Genomic DNA, 20327 nt, shown 5'->3' with positions numbered 1-20327 from the left:
GCAGTGCGGCCGAGGGTCAGAGTGCCGCGAACGCCGAAGCGGTGCGGGACGGGCTGTACCCGAGGGCCACCGAGATCTCGTCGGCGGCTTCGATGAGCTGCAGGGCGAGCTCCTGATGCGGTTCGTGCAGGTCGAGCACGGAGAGGGGGCCGCTGGCAGAGATGCCCGCGACGATCTCACCCGCCCGGTTGCGGATCGGTGCGGCGATGCAGGCGCGACCGAAGGCGAGCTCCTCGATCTCGGTCGCGTAGCCGCGGCTGCGCGTCTCGTCGAGGGCGGTCTGCATCGCCGCGCGGTCCACGATCGTGTGCGGCGTGAAGCGCTGCGGCGTCTGCGCGAAGTACTCGTCGACCTGTGCATCGGACATGCCCGACAGCAGGGCCTTGCCGATGCCGGTGGCGTGCAGCGGTCCGGTGCGGCCCGCCATGGCGAACGACTTCGGCGCCAGGGCGCCTTCGAAGTTGCAGAGGTAGGTGAAGGTGAAGCCGCTGAGCTCGGCCACGTTGACGCCGATCTCGATGCGGCGCGCCAGGTTCTGCGCGATCTGCCGCGAGGCGCGGAAGATGGGGGAGCCGTTGATCGCGACCGTGCCCAGCGACACCGCCGCGGGGCCGAGGCGGTAAAGGCCCGTGCGGGCGTCCTGCACCACGAACTTCATGCGGTCGAGTGCCGACATCATGCGAGAGACCGTCGACTGGCCGAGGCCGGTCAGCGTGCAGAGCTCGGAGACCCTCAGCTCGCCGGATTCCTCCGTGAAGCATGCGAGCAACGACATCGCCCGTTCGACGGTCTGCGTGCCGCCTACCGATTCCGACGCCATGGTGACTCCTCCTTGGTGATGTGGCCGCATCTGCGCGACCGCGGCTCGTCGCCGTTGCCAGTCATCCTATTCAGCGAAATGGCTTCGAGCAACACAAATGTGGGTGTCTTATGCATTTTGTGGATTTCGCATCCGCATTGTGGTTAACTGGCCGCACGTCGACGTCGACGACTGTGACGACGATGCGCAGGGCCCTCCGGGGTCGTCTCTACTGGAAAGTGACTGCAATGCAACAAGCCATACTCGAGCGGCCCGCAGAGAGCGAGCAGAAGGCCGTCGAGCCTCGCTCAGGGCGGCGCTCCACGTTGGGGGCGAAGGACCGCACCTTCGGTTTCATGATCGCACTTCCCGCGGTCCTCCTGTTCCTCGTGATCGCGATCTTCCCTCTCGTGTCGAGCATCTGGACCAGCCTGTACGACCAGTCGCTGCTCCGCCCGGAGCGCACGTTCGTCGGCCTCGACAACTACGTGGCCGTCTGGGACGAGTTCTTCGCCCGTCTCGGCACCACCCTGGTGTTCGCCTCGCTCGCGACGGTCTTCCCACTCATCCTCGGCGTCGCCCTCGCGCTGCTGCTGAACGCCCGCATGCGCGGACGCAACATCCTGCGCGGCGCGCTCATGCTGCCCTGGCTGCTGCCCGGCGTGGTCGTCTCCTTCCTCTGGGCGTGGATCTTCAACGACAGCTACGGCGTCGTCAACCACGTGCTCTCGATTTTCGGGCTCCCCGAGGTCAGCATGCTCGGCACCCCCACCGGCGCGATGGCCGCGGTGGTCATCGCCAAGACCTGGCACTCGTTCCCCTGGATCATGGTCGTCGCCCTCGCGGTGCTGCAGACCCTGCCGAGCGAGCAGATCGAGGCCGCCACCATCGACGGCGCCACGCGCGCCCAGCGGTTCCGTCACATCTCCCTGCCGCACATCGCCGGCCCCGTCACCCTCGTCGCGGTGCTCGAGTTCATCTACAACTTCGGCAACTTCGACACCATCTTCGTGATGACCGGCGGTGGGCCGGGCAACTCGACCACGACGCTCGCGGTCAGCCTCTACGACCTCGCCTTCGGCAGCTACGAACTCGGCAAGGCCTCCGCCATGGGCGCCCTCTGGCTCGTCCTGCTCGCGATCATCACGAGCGGATACCTGTTCCTCAACCGACGGCTGGAGAAGTGATGCGCCGTAGTCGCGATGTGGGGGAGTCGATCATCCGCCCCCACCTGTCCATCCCGGGGCGCGTGCTGCTCCTGCTGCTGGCCCTGTTCGGCCTGCTGCCGGTGTACTGGCTCACGGCGACCGCGTTCACGAAGAAGGAGGATGTCTTCTCCCTGGATCGGCCGTTCTTCCCGGTCGACCCGACGTTCGAGAACTTCATCGGCTTCTTCCAGAACGACCTCCTGCTGAAGAACCTGCTGAACAGCATCATCGTGTCCACCGGCACGGCCCTGCTCGCGGTGCTCGTCGGTGGTCTGATGGCGTACTCGCTGTCGAAGTTCCGCTACCGCGGCCGCAACGCGATCATGTTCATGTTCCTCATCGGCCAGCTGATCCCGGGCGCACTGCTGCTCATCTCGCTGTACCTGATGCTGAGCTCGGCCGGACTGCTGTACACCTACACGGCGCTGATCATTTCGTTCACGACGTTCACCCTGCCGCTCGCGGTGTTCCTGCTGAAGGGCATCATCGACGCCCTCCCCGACGACATCCTCGAGGCGGCCAAGGTCGACGGTCTCTCCCGCACCGGGACGATGTTCCGCATCGTGTTCCCGCTCGTGGTCCCCGGCCTCATCACCGCGGGCATGTTCGCCTTCATGCGCGGCTGGAGCGATCTCCTCTTTGCCCTCACGCTCGCCGGCCCCGACAAGCAGACGCTGCCGGCAGGTCTGACCCAGGCGTTCATCCGCGAGGGCACGGCCGACTGGCCGGCGCTCATGGCGGCGTCCCTCATCACGTCGCTCCCGCTCGTCATCATCTTCGTCCTCCTGCAGCGCTACTTCGTCTCCGGCCTCGCCGCCGGAGCCGTCAAGGGGTAGCCATGCGTCTCCCGAACAGCTCTACCCCCATCACCTCGAAGGAGCAGTCTCCATGACCATCTCGAACTCACAGTTGAGCCGCCGAGCCTTCCTCGGAGGCGGCACCGTGCTCGCCGCATTCGGTGCCCTCGCGCTCGCCGGGTGTGCAACGCCCGCCGCCCCCGGCGCCGGTGCCGGAGGGGCCTCGGCCGGTGCTGCGACGGCCGCTGCGACCATCAACTTCTACGGCAACTCGCTCGGCGAGGAGGCGCTGAAGTCCGCGTGGCAGGGGATCCTCGACGGGTTCTCCAAGAAGGAGGGCGTCAAGGTCGCCCCGGTCATCTACCCGTACGACCAGGCGGCCACGCAGCTCGCTCTGACCGGGCGCTCCGGCAACCTCATGGGCGTCGGCCAGTCGGGCGGATGGCAGGTCCTCACGCCGATGAACGTGCTCGCCGACCTCACCGACCTCGCGAAGGGGCTCGGCATCCCGCAGGGCGTGCTCGACTCCTACACGATGGACGGCAAGCTGCTCGTGCTGCCGCTCACGGCCGCCGGCATCGGCATCATCACCAACGGCGAGATCGCGAAGAGCGTCGGCATCAAGTCGGGCATGACGGTGGAGCAGTTCGCCACCGCGCTCGAGAAGATCAAGAAGCAGGACAAGTCGCTGATCCCGTACGCCGCGGTCACCAAGAACCCCGACCTCAAGGACTCCGTGCCGTGGATGTGGGGCTTCGGCAGCGATGTCGTCACAGACGACCTCAAGTGCACGCTGGGCGACGCCGAGAGCGTCGAGGCCGTCACCTGGTACAAGTCCCTGCAGGACCAGGGTCTGACCCAGACGAACGTCGCCCGCAGCGATGCCCGCATCCTGTTCGCCAGCGGCCGGGCCGCGCTCTACGACGACGCCCCGCTCGCCTCGACCTTCGTCAAGACGAACGGCGCCGCGCAGAACATCATCGACAACATCGGGGCTATCTCGCGTCCGACGGCCGGGGGCAAGGACTCCTTCAACCGGGCGTGGGGCAGCGGCGTGTTCGCGACGGCGGGCGAGGGTGAGCTCACCAGCCGCGACTTCATCCTCTACGCGGCGACCAACGTCGAAGCGGCGACGGCGCTGTACGAGAACTCCGCCGTGGCTCCGGCCGCCAAGAGCGTCGCCGACAAGATCCCGGCGCTCGCGGCCGACAAGTTCCAGGGCGCGTTCCGCACGGAGGTCTCCGAGCACGCTCGTGGCGCCGCGTGGGACCGTGTCGCCGTGACGGCGCAGATCGACGCCGCGATCGGTGCCGGGGTCGCGACGATCCTCGCCGGTCAGGTCGAGGCCCAGGCCGGGCTCAACGCGCTGAAGAAGGAAGTCCAGGGGCTGCTCGACTCCAACGCCTGAGCCCCCGCACGAAGAAGGCCGCGTCCCGAAAGGGGACGCGGCCTTCTTCGTCGTGTGGACTGCGGGATCAGAGCCAGCGATCCCGCAGGACCGGCTTCAGCCAGGCTGCGGGGGACGAGATCGAGAGGCCGCCGTCGACCGCGATGGACGTTCCCGTGATGAAGGAGGCGGCGTCGGAAGCGAGGAATGCCACGACCGACGCGACCTCCTCCGGCCGGCCGATGCGTCCGAGGGGGTAGCCCTCGCTCTCACCGGTGTCTTCGGCTGAGATGCTGCCCGGCTGCACGGCGTTGACCCGGATGCCCTGGGGGCCGTAGTCGAGCGCCAGCTGCCGCACGAGGCCGTCCACGCCCGCCTTGGCGGCCGCGTAGGCGGGCAGGGCAGGGGCGGCGAGCGAGGAGTTCACCGAGGTGACCGCGACGATCGACGATCCGCGCGTGAGGCGGGGGAGTGCCGCCCGCGCCACGAAGAACGCCGAGTCCAGCGTCGCGCCGAGCGCTCCGCGCCAGTCTTCGTCGCTCGTGGCCTCGGCACGCCCGATCGGCATGCGGCCCGCGGCGAGCACCACCACGTCGAGCCGGCCCAGAGCCAGCTCGGCGTCGGCGACGGCGCGGTCGGCGGCCTCCGGCGCGCTGCAGTCCGCGACCAGGTAGCGCTCGAAGACCGGGTCCGCCGAGTCCTCGAGCCCCACGCCGACGACGGCGTCTCCGCCGTCGACGAAGGCGCGGGCGATCGCGAGTCCGATGTCGGAGCTGCCGCCGATCAGCAGCACGCCGCGGCGTGTCACACGCGCACCGTGGCGGGGATCGGCGGAAGAGCGAGCTCGTCGATCACGAGCTTGACCGAGGCGCGGCTGCCCGCGTCCAGGCGCGACGCGGGGTAGCGCACCGTCGCATGGTCGATCACGCCCCGTGCGACGAGCACCTCCTTGTGCACCGCCCAGGCGATGCCTCCCTGCAGACCGATGAGCACGAGAGGGAGCATACGACGGAACTCGGCACGGGCCTCCTCGACGCGCCCCTCGGTGAACAGCGCGAGCACGGGGCCGAGCAGGTCGGGGAACTCGCAGGCGGGCATCGTGCCCACCGCGCCCCTGGCGTACTCCTCCAGGCAGAACTGGGCGTTCTGACCGCCGAGCACCGCGAAGTCGGGGTCCTCGATCGCGGCGACCACCGCTCCGACCTTGGGGGCGGTCGGCGGCGCCTCGACCTTGACGGAATCGACGCCGTCGAGGCGGGCGATCTCGGCGATCAGGCTCGGCGCCATGGCCACGCCGGTGACACCGGGCGCATCCTGCACCATGACGGAGAGCGTGGTCGCGGCGGCCACGTCGCCGTAGAAGTCCACGAGCGTGCCGGCGGGCGGCTTCACCATGAACGGCGGGAGCACCATGAGGGCATCCGCGCCGCCCTCCTCGGCGAGGAGGGACTGCTCGATGGACGTCGCGGTGGAGGTGCCGTTGACGCCCGCGATCACGGGGATCCGGCCGTCGACGACCCGGACGACATCGTCCAGGATCGTGCGGCGCTCCTCCGTCGTGAGGGCGAAGCCCTCGCTCGCCATCCCGAAGACGGCGACGCCGTCGACGCCGGAAGCGAGCTGGAACTCGACCAGTCGGCGCAGGCTCGCGCGGTCGAGGGCGCCCGTCTCGTCGAACGGAGTCGCCAGAATGGGCATCAAGCCGTGGAGTGTCGGAGCCATCAGCTGTTTCCCCGCTTCATCATCGTGTGTCCACATTTCTCGCAAGTGTTATGCATATTGTGAGATAGTCTGCCACATAACGGTTACGAGCTACCAGCGAAGGATGATCCGGATGTCGCACACCCCGCCCTCCCGAACCGTCGAGATCCTCTCCGACGCCCGTTACGTGCAGGCCGAATCGCCGCGCTGGGACGGTCGCGACGGCGGCCTCGCCTGGATCGACATGGCCACCGGGTCGCTGCATCGCGGTCGACTCGAGCACGGCAGGGTGATCCCCGAGACCGCGGTCGTCATCGGTGCGCAGATCGGCGCCCCGATCCCGCTCGCGGAGCCGGGTGCCGGATGGCTGGTGGGCGTCGATCGCCGCGTGGTGCACGTCGGCGACGACGCGGTCGTCACGGCGCTCACTGGCGACGTCGCCGCACCGGGCGACTACATGAACGACGGCGGCGGCGACCCCTCCGGCCGCTTCTGGGTGGGCAGTCAGTCGATGCCGCGGGATCCCCACTGCACGCTGTGGAGCATCGGCGCCGACGGCATCCCCGTCGCGCGCCTCGACGGTGTGACCGTGTCGAACGGCCTCGCCTTCGATCCGACGGGATCCACCCTCTATTACATCGACACCCTGCCGCACCGCAGCATCGAGGCCTTCGACGTGGCCCCCGACGGCACGCTGTCGAACCGCCGCACGGTGTGCCGCGTCGATGGCGGCAACCCCGACGGCATGACCATCGACCTCGACGGCAACCTCTGGGTCGCGGTGTGGGACGCCGCCGAAGTGCATCGATACTCGCCCGAGGGCGAACTCCTGGAGACGATCGCCCTCCCGGCGAAGCGACCGACCGCGGTCGCCCTCGTCGGTTCGGTGCTCGTGATCACGACGGCGAGCATCGGACTCGCAGCACCCGGAGAGGCCGACGGCGCGCTGCTCGGCGTGCAGGTCGACGTCGGCGGGATTCCGGCGTGGCCCTGGGCGGGTGAGGCGCCCGTCCAGCACGGTGCCGGGTCGATCGCGGAGGCGGCGCTGTGAGCACCGTGGACAACGCGCAGCTCCGGGAGCGGCTGCGGACCGCGCGGCTCGTCGCGATCCTCCGGGGTACCGACGTCGATGCGACGGTTGCCGCGGCGCGCACGCTCATCGATGCGGGCGTCGTGACGCTGGAGATCGCCCTCACCCTGCCGGACGCCGAGGAAGCGATCGCCCAGGTCGTGCAGGACGCTCCGGACGAGGCGCTGATCGGCGCCGGGACCGTGCTCAGCGAGGCCGATGTGGAGCGCGCAGCAGCGGCCGGAGCGCAGTTCATGGTGACGCCCACCCTCAGCGCCTCGGTCGAGTACGCGGTCGCGCAGGGGATCGGCGTGCTCCCCGGGGTGTACACGCCCACGGAGATCCAGCGCGGTCACGACCTCGGCAGTGCCGCGGTCAAGCTGTTCCCCGCGTCGGCGCTCGGAGCCGGCTTCATCCGCGCGGTGCGCGATCCGTTCCCCGATGCGCGGATCATCCCCGTGGGCGGAGTGAGTGTCGACACCGTGGGCGAGTACCTGGCCGCGGGGGCGTTCGGCATCGGGGTCGGCGGACCCCTCGTCGGCGATGCCGCGACGCCCGGCGGCGATCTCGCGGCTCTCGCCGTTCGCGCCCGATCGTTCGTGGAGGCGCTGCACGGCGCCTGACCCCCGGTCACCCGTTCCATAGGTTCCTCATCACCCGTCCCTCGATCTCGCAAATGCGCGCTTCCTAACGTCGATCTCACCCCCGCGATGGCCGCGGCGGAAGGAGAGAGATGTACGGAACATATCTGCGGCGGGAACTCGCCGGCCGAAAGAAGCAGACGCTGATCGTGGCGGTCGGATTGGCGATCGCGATCGCCCTCGTGATCGTCGTCAACGCCCTGACGACCGGCGTGCGCGATGCGCAGACGCAGGCGCTGGAATCCGTCTACGGTGTCGGCACCGATCTCACCGTGACGGGGGCGGCCACCGAGCCCGGCGAGGGCGGAGGGCCCCGCTTCGACTTCGACGCGGACGCGGGGGAGACCGATGGTGAGACCACCACTCTCGCGCAGTCGATGCTGCGGACGGACTTCCTGCGCGGCACGCTCGACTCCTCGGTGCTCGACACGGTCGCATCCACGGAGGGTGTCGCAGCAGCCTCCGGTGCGTTGAGCCTCACGAACTCCACCTTCTCCGGTGAGATGCCCAGCGGCGGGTTCGCTCCGCAGGACGGCGGGCAGGGAACCGCCCCCGAAGAGGGGCAGGCGCCCCCGGAGGGCGGACAGGGGGGCGGAGGATCGTTCGGCGTCGACTCGTTCTCCGTGCTCGGGATCGATCCCGCCGCGACGGCGATCGGCCCGCTCGCCTCGGCCGAGGTGACCGAGGGACGCGGATTCGACGCGGACGACGGCGATGCCCTCGTCGCCCTCGTCGACGGCACATACGCCGCGACGAACGAGATCTCCGTCGGCGACGCCATCGATGTGGCCGGCTCCGACGTCGAGGTCGTCGGGCTCCTCGGCTCGACCTCGGACAGTGCGGACACCGCGGCGAACGTCTACCTGCCGTTGAGCACCGCGCAGACCCTCGCGGGAGTCGAGGACGTCATCTCCACCGTGTACGTGCAGGCGGACTCGGCCGCGTCGATCGACGCCGTGCAATCCGCGCTCGCCGACGAGCTTCCGGAGGCGACCATCACCTCGCAGTCCGAGCTCGCATCGACCGTCTCCGGATCACTCTCGAACGCGAGCGCCCTGATCGCGAACCTCGGCACGTGGCTGTCGATCATCGTGCTCACCGTCGCCGTGCTGCTCTCGGTGCTCCTCACCCTGTCGGGCGTCGGACGTCGCACCCGGGAGTTCGGCACGCTCAAGGCGATCGGCTGGTCGAACGGCAGGGTCGTGCGCCAGGTGGCGGGCGAGTCCATGGTGCAGGGCCTGATCGGTGGGGCCGTCGGGCTCGCCCTCGGTGTCGCCGGCATCGTGGTGATCAACATCCTGAAGCCCTCTGTCGCGGCGAGCGGTGCCGGTCAGGGCCCCGGCGCCGGCGGCATGGGCGCCGGCCCGACCGGGGGCGCGGGTGGGATGGTGCCGACGCCGCAGGCGGCCGACATCGTGCTGCAGGCGCCGTTCACGCCCTGGGTGCTGGTAGCAGCGGTCGGTCTCGCGGTGCTCGGCGGTCTCGTGGCGGGTGCATTCGGCGGTTGGCGCGCCGCGCGTCTCAGCCCGGCGGAAGCACTGCGGTCGGTCGCATGATCCCGTCCGGCATCGGCGACAGCGGCCCGTCCACAGCGGCATACGAGAAGGAGAAGCACATGACCATGGCAGACATCGTGGAGACCACAGGGGGTCCGGAGCAGGATCGACCGCTCTACCGCGCGGTAGGAGTGACGCGCACCTATACGCAGAAAGGACGCATCGTGAAGGCGCTGACCGGAGTGGATCTGCAGATCCTGCCCGGCGAGTTCGTCACGATCCAGGGCCCGACTGGGGGAGGGAAGTCGACGCTGCTGCAGCTGCTGGGTGCGCTCGACACTCCCTCCACCGGTTCGCTCCTGCTCGACGGTCGAGAGCTGTCCTCGGCGTCGGCGAAGGAGCTCGCTCGCATCCGTGCCGAGGAGATCGGCTTCGTCTTCCAGGGGTTCAACCTGATCCCCACGCTCTCCGCCGCGGAGAACGTCGACATGGCGCTCGAGCCGTTGCACCTCGACAGGGAGGAACGGCGGAAGCGGGTCGCGGCGGCGCTGTCGCACGTCGGTCTCGACGACCGCGTCGACCACCTGCCCACCGAACTGTCGGGCGGGCAGCAGCAGCGTGTGGCGATCGCGCGGGCGATCGTGAAGCGCCCCCGGGTGCTCCTCGCGGATGAGCCGACCGGCAACCTCGACGAGAGCATGCGGGACGAGATCCTGACGCTGCTCCAGTCCCTGTGCGCGGAAGGCATCACCATCATCGTGGTCACCCACGATTCGGCGGTAGCCCGGCGGGCGACTCGACGTCTGCGCCTGACGAAGGGCGTCGTGCAGGACATCACGAAGTAGGGCGGTGCGGAGGACGGGGGCACGATGTCGGCGGCTCTGGCTACCATGTCGCCATGGCTGACAGCGCTGGTGCTCCCGTTCCTTCCGTCCACCGTCCCTCGACCGTCGACGAAGTCGCCGAGGTCGTGAGACGCGCGTCCCGCGAGGCCGTCCCCGTGACCGTCGTCGCCGGCGGGCACGGGCCGTGGTCGCACGCACCCGCCGACGGGATCCGTCTCGAACTCGGTGGCCTGTCCGGCATCGAGGTCGAGGGAACGACCGTGCGCATCGGAGGAGGAGCGGTCTGGGGCGATGTCGCCACGGCCCTCGCCGCACACGGTCTCGCGCTGAGCTCCGGCGACACCGCTTCGGTCGGCGTCGGAGGGCTCACGCTCGGTGGCGGAATCGGATGGATGGTGCGGGCCTGGGGTCTCGCCGCAGACCAGTTGATCGGCGCGCAGGTCGTCACCGCCTCGGGCGAGGTGGTCGACGCATCTTCCGAGACGAACCCCGAGCTCTTCTGGGCGCTGCGCGGCGGCGGCGGCAACTTCGGCGTGGTCACGCGCTTCGACTTCGCCGCGCATCCGCTGGCCGGGATCGCCTTCGCCGAGAGTGTGATCGACGGTGATGCGACCGCGGTGCTGCGTGCCGCGCGCGATCTGCTCCGCGACGCTCCGCGTGAGCTCACGGTCACGTACATGGACGTGCCGCCGATGGACCCGAGCGCACCGGCGGGAGCGCGCCTGAGCGCGGTGTGGGCGGCACCGGAGCCCGACCGCTTGCGCGCCGTGTGGGAGCCGATCTCCGCGCTCCCCGGCGTGCAGACGCAGGTGACGACTCCGCCGTATCGCGAGGTCCTGATGGAGATGCCCCAGTCCGAGGGGGATGACGCGCCCGCCCCTCCCGGCTTCCTCGGCGGCAACGGGCTCTACGCCGAGCTCGACGACGCGCTGATCGAGCGGCTCGTCGCGTTCCGGCGCACGTACCCGGCCTCGGTGGTCTTCCTCCGGTCGCTGGGCGGCGCGTTCCACGACGTCGCGCAGGAGGAGACGGCGTTCCCGGCGCGTGCGGCGAACTGGTTCGTGATGGCCGGGGCGTTCGACATCCCCGGCATGCTCGACGAGCAGACCCGTTCGGCGATCGACGCGGACGGCGAGGGCATCCGGGCCGGTCGCCTGGCCGAGTACGGCAACTTCGCCGACACCGAGCGGCCGGATGCGGTTCCGGGGATGTTCTCGGCGGAGGCGCTCACGCGGCTGCGCGCGACCAAGGCCGCGTGGGATCCGCAGAACATCTTCCGGCGCAACCACAACATCCTCGTGTGATGCACGAAGGGCCGGACACCTCGCGGTGCCCGGCCCTTCGTGAGGAGACGTCAGTGCGTGTCTTCCGCCTCGATCTCGGTGCGGTCGCCCGACCACAGCGTGTGGAAGGTGCCTTCCTTGTCGATGCGCTTGTAGGTGTGCGCGCCGAAGAAGTCGCGCTGCCCCTGCACGAGCGCGGCGGGGAGGCGGTCGGCACGGATGCCGTCGTAGTACGACAGCGACGACGAGAACGCCGGCGCCGGGATACCGGCCTCGGCGGCCGCGATGACGACTCGGCGCCAGGCGGCCTGGGCGCGGGTGATCGCCTCGGTGAAGTACGGGGCGGTGAGCAGAACCGGCAGCTCCGGCGTCTCGGCGTAGGCGTCGGCGATCCGGTTGAGGAACTGCGCGCGGATGATGCAGCCGCCGCGCCAGATCTTGCTGATCGCGCCGAGGTCGATGTTCCAGCCGTACTCGGCGGCGCCGGCGCGGATCTCGTCGAAGCCCTGCGAGTACGCGACGATCTTCGAGGCGTAGAGGGCGAGGCGGACGTCTTCGATGAACGCGTCGGTGTCCTCGACCGAGAACTCCTCCTCCGGGCCCGGCAGGTCGCGGGAGACGGCGCGCTGCTCGGGGTGCGAGGAGAGCGAGCGGGCGAAGGTCGCCTCGGCGATGCCCGAGACGGGGACGCCGAGCGAGAGCGCGGTCTGCACCGTCCACGCGCCGGTGCCCTTGGCGCCGGCCTGATCCAGGATCACGTCGACGAGCGGCTTGCCGGTCTCGGCATCCACCTGGCGGAGCACCTCGGCGGTGATCTCGATCAGGTACGACTCCAGCTCGCCACGGTTCCACTCGGCGAAGATCTCCGCGATCTCCGCGGGGGTCTTGCCCGTGCCGCGGCGGATCAGGTCGTACGCTTCGGCGATCAGCTGCATGTCGGCGTACTCGATGCCGTTGTGCACCATCTTCACGAAGTGTCCGGCGCCGTCGTGGCCGACGTGCGTGACGCACGGCTCGCCCTCGGCGACCGCCGCGATCGAGCGCAGGATCGGTCCGAGCGTGACCCAGGACTCGTCCGAGCCGCCGGGCATGATCGACGGGCCGAGCAGGGCGCCCTCCTCGCCACCCGAGATGCCGGCGCCGACGAAGTTGATGCCGGTCTCGCGGACCGCCTTCTCGCGACGGATCGTGTCGGGGAAGTACGCGTTGCCGCCGTCGACGATGATGTCGCCCGGCTCGAAGACCTCGACCAGGGAGTCGATCACGGCGTCGGTCGGGCCGCCGGCCTTGACCATGATGATCGCGGTGCGCGGCTTCTGCAGCGAGTCGGCGAACTCCTGGTAGGTGCGGGCCGGGACGAATCCGGCCTCGGGGTGCTCGTCGAGGAGCGTCTGGGTCTTCTCGTAGCTGCGGTTGAAGATCGCCACGGTGTTCCCCTCGCGGCTGGCGAGGTTGCGGGCGAGGTTCGATCCCATGACGGCGAGTCCGACGACTCCGATGTTCGCTGATGCTTCGGGCACAGAAGGCTCCTCGAGGGTGAAGAAGGGGTGGTTTCAGCGTATCGCTGTCCGGGAGGTCAGTGCTCGCCTGTGTCACGCGACGCGATGAACCGCCGGGACACGGCGATGTCGCGGTCTCCGAGGCCCGCGGCCACCAGCTCGTCGAACGCGGCGCGCAGGGTGGGAAGGAGCACGGGGGAGGTGCCGGTGGCCTCGGCGATGTCGGCGGCGAAGCCGAGATCCTTCACCATGTACTGCGCGACGCCGCTGGGGGAGTCGTCGCCCGTGACGAGCTTCTCGCGTCGGCTGTCGAGCAGTCGCGAACCCGCATAACCGCCGGAGAGCAGTGACCAGAGGGCATCGAGGTCGAGTCCGGAGCGGTCGGCGAGCACCGTGGCCTCTCCGAGGGCCAGGATCGTCGCGGACACCACCAGCTGGTTGCAGGCCTTCGCGACCTCGCCGGCGCCCAGCGGCCCGAGCAGGACGGGGGTGCCGCACGGGGCCAGCACCTCGGCCGCGAGGGCCGCGTCCTCGGGATCGCCGCCGAGCATGATCGAGAGGGTCCCGGCGATGGCCCCGTCCTCGCCGCCCGAGACCGGGCAGTCCACGACTCGTACCCGTCCGTCGGTCTGCGCGCCGATGCGCTGCGCGAGCGCACGGACGGCCGGTGCCGACGAGGTCGATCCGATCATGATGAGCAGCTCGCCGGCGTCCGCGAGGAGTCCATCCGGGCCGTCGAGCATCGCCTCGAACGGGGGAAGATCCGGCAGCATCATCAGGAGGACGTCTACTCTGGAGGCGAGTTCGCGCGGCGTCTCCGCCCAGTCGGCTCCGGCTGTCAGCAGTTCCGGCTGCGGGCGGCGGGCGTGGATCACCAGTCGGCCGTGCGCGGCGAGCAGATGGTCGGCCATCGGGCGGCCCATGGCGCCGAGTCCGACGGCTCCGACGGTGACGGATGAGATGTCCATGGGCACACCGTAGCAACAATCCAACGGAGAGAACAGTGTCCAACGGGATGGATCTGGGCTAAAGTGAGGGATTCCAGATTTCCCGAGGAAGGGATCAGCATGACGGGGACCGAGAAGAAGCTGCGCGCCGTCGTGACGGTACCGCTGCGCGAAGACCTCTGCCGGCTCATCGAAGAGCTCGAGCCTCGCGTCGAGGTGGTCCGCGATCACTCGCTCCTCCCGCCGATGCGGGGGCCTGCGGATTGGTCCGGCGACCCGGACTTCGCACGCACCGCGAGCGAGCAGCAGGCCTTCGACGAACTGGTCGACTCCGCCGACGTGCTCTTCGGCATCCCCGATGTGGACGCCGCGGCGCTCGCCCGCACAGTGGCGGCGAACCCGCGACTGCGCTGGGTCATGACGACGGCGGCGGGCGGCGGGGCGGCGGTCAAGGCCGCAGGGCTCGACCGCGCAGACCTCGATCGGGTCGTCTTCACCACCAGTGCGGGCGTGCACGGCGGGCCGCTGGCCGAGTTCGCGGTGTTCGGCGTGATGGCGGGAGCGAAGAACCTCCCTCGCCTCCTCGCGGATCAGAGCACCCGCACCTGGCCCGACCGCTGGGAGATGCGGCAGCTCGACGAGATGACCGTGTTGATCGTCGGCCTCGGCGGGATCGGCGCGGAATGCGCGCGTCGCTTCCATGCCCTCGGTGCGAGGGTGTGGGGCACGACGAGGTCGGGCGAGCCGGTCGCCGGCGTCGATCGCCTGGTGCGGCTCGACGAGCTGCGCGACGCGGTGGCCCACGTCGATGCGATCGTGGTGACGCTGCCCGGCACCGCCCAGACCCATCACCTGATCGGTGCCGACGTCCTCGCTGCGGTGAAGCCGGGGGCGATCATCACCAACGTCGGTCGCGGCTCGGTCGTCGACGAGACCGCCCTGCTCGCGGCTCTCGACGACGTTCGGATCGCGTTCGCCGCTCTCGATGTCTTCGAGCAGGAACCGCTCGACGACGCGTCGCCGCTGTGGACGCACCCGCACGTGCTGGTGAGCCCGCACACCGCGGCGCTCAACTCGAAGGAGGAGGAGCGGATCGCCCGACGCTTCGCGGAGAACGCGGCGCGCCTGCTCGATGGCGAGCCGCTGACCGCCGTGGTCGATACGGTCGAGTTCTACTGATCCGCAGGCGGGTGCGCGTGCACCCGCGGCCCCACCGACGGCGGAAGGCGCAGCCATGGACGACGACACCCGCGAGGGGCGCGATCCCGCGCCTGCCGTCACCCGCAGCATCCGCCTGCTCGGCCTCCTCGCCGACGCCGGTGGCCCCCGGACACTGACCGAACTCGCCGGCGAACTCGGGCTGGCGAAGTCGTCGACCGCGAATCTGTGCCTCGCTCTCGAGGCCGGGGGCATGGTCGACCGCACGCCGCAGGGCTATCGTCTGGGAGTGCGCACCGCCGAGCTCGGGGGTGCGTTCGCGGCGCAGTTCAACCAGGTGCGCGAGTTCTACAGCGTGTGCGAGGCTTCGCCGCAGCTGGCTTCCGAGCTCGTGCAGGTCGCCATGCTCGACGGCACGGATGCGCTCTACCTCGCCAGGCACGAGGGGTCACGGTCGCTGCGACTGGGAACCCCGCTGGGCTCGCGGCTCCCCGCGCCGCTCTCGGCCACCGGGCGCGCGCTGCTCGCCGCCATGACCGATGCCGAGGTCATCGAGCTCCTCGGCGAGGACGCGGTCTTCCCGTCGCTGACGGAGCGGAGCGCGACGACCATGGCGGGGCTGCTGGAAGTGCTCGCCACCGCCCGTCGGCGGGGCTGGGCGCTGGATGCGGAGGAGTCCTTCCGCGGCATCGTCGGCGTCGCCGTCCCGCTCGAGGGCTGGGCGCCGACCGATCCGCCGCTGGCTCTCGGCGTCGCCATCCGCGCCGCCGAGGCGGACTACGAGCGCATCGAGCGCGTGGGCGAGGCGCTGCGCGCGGCTGCCGCGGCGTTGACGAACCCCTTCAGCACCGCCGTTCGTCGCTGACTCGTTCCGCGCTGCCGCGTCCTGCGCGCGGTCTGTCCTTCCGTGCGTCGAAACTCGGTCCAAAGGGTTGAACGCAATCCAACGGGCTGGTACAGTCGGGGTCACGCCGCAGGCGAAGCCGATCGAAGGAGATGGCAGTGACCGACCACCGCACCTCAGCACGCGCAGTGTCCGATGACCCGGAGTACGCGGCGAATCTGCGCCGCGCGACGCTCGCGTCCAGCATCGGCAGCGCGCTCGAGTACTTCGACTTCGCGCTCTACGGGCTCTCGACGGCATTGATCTTCAACGTCCTGTTCTTCCCGCAGGACGACCCGGCCATGGCCACGGTCGCCGCGTTCGCGACCTTCGGCGTCGGCTTCCTCGCGCGACCGTTCGGAGGCCTGTTCTTCGGCGTCCTGGGCGACAAGCTCGGGCGCAAGTGGGTCCTGGTCGCCACGATCGTCCTGATGGGCGGGGCATCGACCGCGATCGGTCTGCTGCCCACCTACGAGGCGATCGGGCTCTGGGCCCCGATCCTGCTGGTGCTGATGCGCCTCCTCCAGGGCTTCGGTGCCGGTGCCGAGCAGGCAGGTGCGACGGTGCTGATGGCCGAGTACGCGCCGGTCAAGCGCCGCGGGTTCTTCTCGGCCCTGCCGTTCGTCGGCATCCAGGCCGGAACCCTGCTCGCCGCGGTCGTCTTCGGGCTGATCACCCTGCTCCCCGAGGACCAGCTGCTGAGCTGGGGATGGCGCGTGCCGTTCCTCGCCTCGTTCGCGCTGATCCTCCTCGCCCTGTTCATCCGGATGCGGTTGCGCGAGACGCCGACCTTCGTCGAGCTCGAGAAGCACGAGCAGATCGCCGATCGCCCCATCAAGGAGATCTTCACGCACGGCCTCCCCGGCGTCATCGTCGGCATCGGTCTGCGGATGGCCGAGAACGGCGGCTCCTACATGTTCCAGACCCTCGGTCTCGCCTTCTTCGTCACGGTGGTCGGGGACAGTGCCGACAAGAGCCTGCTCACGTGGGGCGTCACCCTCGGATCGCTGATCGGCGTCTTCTCCGTGCCGTTCACCGGACATCTCTCCGACCGCTTCGGGCGCCGTACGGTGTACCGGTTCGGAGCCGTCTTCATGCTCGTCTACACGTTCCCCGCGTGGTGGCTGCTGTCACTCGGCAACTACGCCGTGGCCATCGGTGTGATCGCGATCGGCATCGGCGTCGCCGTGAACAGCATGCTCGGACCGCAGTGCGCCATGCTCCCCGAGCTCTTCGGCAACCGTCACCGCTACCTCGGCGTCGCGATGGCTCGCGAGATCTCGGCCGTGCTCGCCGGCGGCCTCGCCGGTGTCCTCGGTGCGTACCTGATCGCGGTGAGCGACGGGAACTGGGTGCTCCTGGCGATCTACATGGCCGTGCTCGCCATCATCACGACCGCCTCGACGTTCCTCGCCCCGGAGACGCTCCGCCGCGATCTCACCCGCATCGACGACGCGATCAAGGTCTCCCGCGAAGAGGGCGGCGACGACGTCTTCGCCACGACGGTCTCGATCAAGGCCGTCGGACGGTGAGCGCCGTGCCTGCGGGCCTCACCCTCTTCGACCTCAGCGGCCGCACGGCGCTCGTGACCGGATCGAGCCAGGGCATCGGCCGGACCCTCGCGGAGGGACTCGCCGGAGCGGGTGCGACCGTCGTGGTCCACGGACGCGATGCTGCGAAGGCCGCGGCGGTCGCGGCCGAGATCACGCAGGGCACGGGGGCCGTGGCCCACAGCGTCGTCTTCGACGTGACCGACGCCGCGGCGGTGGATGCGGGGATGCGCGAGGTCGAGCAGCTCATCGGAACCCCCGACATTCTCGTGAACAATGCCGGTGTGCAGCGGCGGGCGCCGATCGCGGAGTTCGCGGACGAGGACTGGGATGCGCTCGTGCAGACCAACCTCTCCAGCGTGTTCCACCTTTCGCGTCGCGTCGCCGCCGGTATGATCGCCCGCGGCTCGGGGAAGATCATCCAGATCGGCAGCGTGCAGTCGCAGCTCGCGCGCCCCTCGATCGCCGCGTACTCGGCGACCAAGGGCGCGATCGTGATGTTCACGAAGGGGCTCTGCGCCGATCTCGCCCCGCACGGCATCCAGGCCAACGCCATCGCTCCCGGTTACTTCGCGACCGCTCTCACGCAGCCGCTCGTCGATGATGAGGAGTTCTCGGCATGGGTCCGCGGACGCACTCCGGCCGGACGCTGGGGCGACACCCGAGACCTCGTCGGCGCTCTGCTCTTCCTCGCCGGCGGGGCGAGCGACTTCGTCAACGGCCAGACGCTCTTCGTCGACGGCGGCATGACAGCGGTCGTCTGATGCGGCTCGGTCGAGTCGCGTCCGCCGCAGGCCCCCGGTGGGTGCGTGAGACGGACCACGGGCACATCCCGATCTCGGACCCGTTCCTCGCGTTCGCCGAGGGCCGCGCCCCGGATGACGAGGGTGACGCCGTCGAAGGAACCGTCGTCGCGCCGGTCGACCCCCTCGTCATCGTCGGGATCGCCCAGAACGGCCCCGACCACACCTCGCCGGTGCAGGCGTGGCTCAAGAGCCCGCGGACCGTGATCGGAAGCGGAGCGGAGGTCGCCCTGCGGCGCGATGCGGGCGCCCCGGTGGCCGAGGGCGAGATCGCCGTCGTGATCGGCCGGGCGACCCACGGATTGACGGCTCAGAATGCCCACGAGTATGTGCTCGGCATCACGGCCGTGAACGATCTCTCCAGCCCCGACCGCGCGCACAGCGATCCCCGCAACTTCGAATCCAAGTCGGGGGAGGGATACACGCCACTCGGCCCGTGGATCGATACCGCGGTGGGGATCGACGACGTCGACCTCGACGTCGAGGTCGACGGGCTCCTCGTCGCCCGGACCGGGAGCCGGCAGCTGCCGATGCCGATCCGAGATTGCCTCGCGTATGTCGCGGCGTGGTCCGTGCTGGGGCCCGGCGACGTCGTGATGACCGGCGCCCCGCATTCGCAGGCGCCGGTGCATCCCGGCCAGCGCGTGACGATCAGGGTGGCCGGAGTCGAGCTCGTCACGGTGTTCGTCTGACCGAGGAGGAGACATGGTGGACAATCTCGCCGTGGTGGCCCACGCCGCCGACGATCTGCGGATCGAAGACATCGGTGCTCCCGCGCCCCGCTCCGACGAGGCGGTCGTCGAGGTCGCCTACGGGGGCATCTGCGGCTCCGACCTGCACTACTTCCGGCACGGTGCAGCCGGGGCCTCCGTGCTGCGCGAGCCGATGGTCCTGGGGCACGAGGTCGCGGGCGTCGTGGCCGTCGCGGCGGCGGACGGGTCGGGTCCCGTCGTCGGAACGGCTGTCGCCGTGCATCCCCTCACCGCGCACGGCGACGGACGCACGCCCTGGCCGTCGGATCAGCCGAATCTCGCCCCGGCTTCGACGTACCTCGGCTCGGCGATGCACCTGCCGCACACGCAGGGAGCGTTCGCGCGCCGGGTCGCGATGCCCACGCGCATGCTGCACCCCCTGCCCGCCGGACTCGATCTGAGAACCGCCGCGCTGGCCGAGCCTGCAGCCGTCGCCTGGCACGCCCTGCAGCGCGCCGGCGATGTGCGCGGGCGTCGTGTCGTGGTCATCGGCGCAGGGCCCATCGGTCAGCTGGTCGCCGCGGTCGCCCAGCGCGGCGGGGCGGCGTCCGTCACCGTCACCGACCTGCAGCAGCGTCCGCGCGAGATCGCCGAGGCGCGCGGCATCCGGTCGCTCGATGCGAGGGCCGAGGCGGAGATCGCGGAGCTCCACGCCGATGTCGTGGTCGAGTCCAGCGGCACCGTGCCCGGTCTCTCGGCCGCGGTCTCGGCGGCGATCCGTGGCGGAACCGTCGTGCTGCTCGGCCTGCAACGCGGGGGAGATGTTCCGGCACCCCTGGCCACGGCGATCACCCGTGAACTGACGCTCCGCGGCTCGTTCCGCTTCGGTGACGAGTTCGACGACGTCATCGCCGCCCTCGCCGACGGCAGCCTCGACGTGCGCGGTATCATCAGCGAGGTGCTGCCGGTGGAGGATGCTCACGATGCCTTCGCGCTGGCGGCCGATCCCGCGAGCTCCTGCAAGGTGCTCATCGACTTCGGCCTGGAGATATGAGTGTGCGCATCGTCGTGATGGGTCCCAGCGGCTGCGGCAAGTCCACCGTCGGCAGTGCGCTCGCGGAGAGCATGGGGGCGCGCTTCATCGACGGCGACGACCTGCATCCGCTGACCAACGTCGAGAAGATGGCCGCCGGCATCCCGCTCGACGATGCCGACCGGATGCCGTGGCTTCGCACGGTCGGAGCGACACTCCACGGCGAGGACCGGATCGTGATCGCCTGCTCCGCGCTGCGTCGTCGCTACCGGGACGCGATCCGTGAAGAGGCACCCGACACGTTCTTCGTGGAGCTGGTGGTGGATCGTGCCACTCTGGAGGCGCGGCTGACGCAGCGCGCAGAGCACTTCATGCCCGCATCCCTGCTGGATTCCCAGCTGGAGACCCTGGAGTCGCTGCAGGACGGCGAAGCCGGAGTCCGCGTGTCTGCGTCACTCGCTCTGGATGAGGAGCTCCGCCTCATCCGCGATGCGGTGCAGGCGTCGGCTCTCTGAAACCGCGGCGGTCTGAGCCGC

At 70.0% G+C, this 20327-nt stretch carries 20 protein-coding genes; 15 read left to right on the top strand and 5 right to left on the bottom strand.

Going from position 1 to position 20327, the window contains the following annotated elements:
- Positions 1 to 16 precede the first annotated feature (16 nt).
- Positions 17 to 820: an IclR family transcriptional regulator gene (locus tag CQ034_RS09920; RefSeq protein ID WP_029273785.1), complete on the bottom strand. Its 804-nt coding sequence runs from the start codon at positions 818 to 820 to the stop codon at positions 17 to 19.
- A 335-nt stretch (positions 821 to 1155) separates the two neighbouring features.
- Between CQ034_RS09920 and CQ034_RS09915 the strand changes: the two genes are divergently transcribed.
- From CQ034_RS09915 to CQ034_RS09905, 3 genes are read left to right on the top strand one after another with little or no spacing between them, the layout of a single operon-like run.
- The gene (locus tag CQ034_RS09915; RefSeq protein ID WP_231481692.1) at positions 1156 to 1986 is read left to right on the top strand and encodes a carbohydrate ABC transporter permease; all 831 of its coding nucleotides are present in this window, start codon (positions 1156 to 1158) and stop codon (positions 1984 to 1986) included.
- Entirely contained in the window at positions 1986 to 2843 is an 858-nt protein-coding gene (locus tag CQ034_RS09910; RefSeq protein ID WP_105710904.1) for a carbohydrate ABC transporter permease, read from the top strand. Before CQ034_RS09915 ends, CQ034_RS09910 begins: the two co-directional genes overlap by 1 nt.
- 52 nt (positions 2844 to 2895) lie before the next feature.
- A complete protein-coding gene (locus CQ034_RS09905; RefSeq protein ID WP_105710903.1) occupies positions 2896 to 4212 on the top strand; it encodes an extracellular solute-binding protein in 1317 nt (438 codons plus the stop codon).
- A 67-nt stretch (positions 4213 to 4279) separates the two neighbouring features.
- On the opposite strand, the gene CQ034_RS09900 is transcribed toward CQ034_RS09905, so the two are convergent.
- Together CQ034_RS09900 and CQ034_RS09895 are read right to left on the bottom strand one after the other, a co-directional pair.
- Positions 4280 to 4999: an SDR family NAD(P)-dependent oxidoreductase gene (locus CQ034_RS09900; RefSeq protein ID WP_105710902.1), complete on the bottom strand. Its 720-nt coding sequence runs from the start codon at positions 4997 to 4999 to the stop codon at positions 4280 to 4282.
- The gene (locus tag CQ034_RS09895) at positions 4996 to 5889 is read right to left on the bottom strand and encodes a dihydrodipicolinate synthase family protein (RefSeq protein ID WP_258134169.1); all 894 of its coding nucleotides are present in this window, start codon (positions 5887 to 5889) and stop codon (positions 4996 to 4998) included. Before CQ034_RS09895 ends, CQ034_RS09900 begins: the two co-directional genes overlap by 4 nt.
- A gap of 136 nt (positions 5890 to 6025) precedes the next feature.
- Here CQ034_RS09895 and CQ034_RS09890 point away from each other — a divergent pair, with 136 nt between their 5' ends.
- The 5 genes from CQ034_RS09890 (at position 6026) to CQ034_RS09870 (ending at position 11247) form a co-directional block, all read left to right on the top strand.
- The gene (locus tag CQ034_RS09890; protein WP_181156275.1) at positions 6026 to 6943 is read left to right on the top strand and encodes an SMP-30/gluconolactonase/LRE family protein; all 918 of its coding nucleotides are present in this window, start codon (positions 6026 to 6028) and stop codon (positions 6941 to 6943) included.
- Positions 6940 to 7584: a bifunctional 4-hydroxy-2-oxoglutarate aldolase/2-dehydro-3-deoxy-phosphogluconate aldolase gene (locus CQ034_RS09885; RefSeq protein ID WP_197021054.1), complete on the top strand. Its 645-nt coding sequence runs from the start codon at positions 6940 to 6942 to the stop codon at positions 7582 to 7584. The genes CQ034_RS09890 and CQ034_RS09885 overlap by 4 nt, the downstream gene beginning before the upstream one ends.
- Before the next feature lie 110 nt (positions 7585 to 7694).
- Positions 7695 to 9158 (top strand): ABC transporter permease, encoded by a 1464-nt coding sequence (locus CQ034_RS09880; RefSeq protein WP_105710901.1) that lies wholly within the window; start codon positions 7695 to 7697, stop codon positions 9156 to 9158.
- A gap of 59 nt (positions 9159 to 9217) precedes the next feature.
- Entirely contained in the window at positions 9218 to 9943 is a 726-nt protein-coding gene (locus tag CQ034_RS09875; RefSeq protein WP_105711009.1) for an ABC transporter ATP-binding protein, read from the top strand.
- Between the two features lie 53 nt (positions 9944 to 9996).
- The gene (locus tag CQ034_RS09870; RefSeq protein WP_105710900.1) at positions 9997 to 11247 is read left to right on the top strand and encodes an FAD-binding oxidoreductase; all 1251 of its coding nucleotides are present in this window, start codon (positions 9997 to 9999) and stop codon (positions 11245 to 11247) included.
- 50 nt (positions 11248 to 11297) lie between these two features.
- Here CQ034_RS09870 and gndA read toward each other — a convergent pair whose 3' ends face one another.
- On the bottom strand, positions 11298 to 12746 hold the full coding sequence (gndA, locus tag CQ034_RS09865; RefSeq protein ID WP_105710899.1) for an NADP-dependent phosphogluconate dehydrogenase: 1449 nt from the start codon (positions 12744 to 12746) through the stop codon (positions 11298 to 11300).
- Between the two features lie 56 nt (positions 12747 to 12802).
- Complete coding sequence (locus CQ034_RS09860) at positions 12803 to 13693, bottom strand: NAD(P)-dependent oxidoreductase (protein WP_105710898.1); 891 nt, start codon at positions 13691 to 13693, stop codon at positions 12803 to 12805.
- 99 nt (positions 13694 to 13792) lie between these two features.
- Here CQ034_RS09860 and CQ034_RS09855 point away from each other — a divergent pair, with 99 nt between their 5' ends.
- The 7 genes from CQ034_RS09855 (at position 13793) to CQ034_RS09825 (ending at position 20306) form a co-directional block, all read left to right on the top strand.
- Entirely contained in the window at positions 13793 to 14851 is a 1059-nt protein-coding gene (locus CQ034_RS09855; RefSeq protein WP_105710897.1) for a D-2-hydroxyacid dehydrogenase, read from the top strand.
- Positions 14852 to 14906: 55 nt separating this feature from the next.
- Positions 14907 to 15695, top strand: a complete 789-nt coding sequence (locus tag CQ034_RS09850; RefSeq protein ID WP_105710896.1) for an IclR family transcriptional regulator — start codon at positions 14907 to 14909, stop codon at positions 15693 to 15695.
- Between the two features lie 131 nt (positions 15696 to 15826).
- Positions 15827 to 17245 (top strand): MFS transporter, encoded by a 1419-nt coding sequence (locus tag CQ034_RS09845; protein WP_105710895.1) that lies wholly within the window; start codon positions 15827 to 15829, stop codon positions 17243 to 17245.
- Positions 17242 to 18027 carry an SDR family NAD(P)-dependent oxidoreductase gene (locus CQ034_RS09840; RefSeq protein WP_105710894.1) on the top strand — a complete coding sequence of 262 codons (786 nt, stop codon included), beginning with the start codon at positions 17242 to 17244 and terminating at the stop codon, positions 18025 to 18027. The genes CQ034_RS09845 and CQ034_RS09840 overlap by 4 nt, the downstream gene beginning before the upstream one ends.
- 41 nt (positions 18028 to 18068) lie before the next feature.
- Entirely contained in the window at positions 18069 to 18758 is a 690-nt protein-coding gene (locus tag CQ034_RS09835) for a fumarylacetoacetate hydrolase family protein (RefSeq protein ID WP_258134168.1), read from the top strand.
- 13 nt (positions 18759 to 18771) lie between these two features.
- A complete protein-coding gene (locus tag CQ034_RS09830) occupies positions 18772 to 19812 on the top strand; it encodes an alcohol dehydrogenase catalytic domain-containing protein (protein WP_105710892.1) in 1041 nt (346 codons plus the stop codon).
- Entirely contained in the window at positions 19809 to 20306 is a 498-nt protein-coding gene (locus CQ034_RS09825) for a gluconokinase (RefSeq protein ID WP_105710891.1), read from the top strand. Before CQ034_RS09830 ends, CQ034_RS09825 begins: the two co-directional genes overlap by 4 nt.
- The last annotated feature ends 21 nt before the right edge of the window (positions 20307 to 20327 follow it).

The sequence above is a fragment of the Microbacterium sp. MYb45 genome (assembly GCF_002979655.1).
Taxonomy (GTDB): domain Bacteria; phylum Actinomycetota; class Actinomycetes; order Actinomycetales; family Microbacteriaceae; genus Microbacterium.
This window is presented reverse-complemented; position numbering and strand designations above follow the sequence as displayed.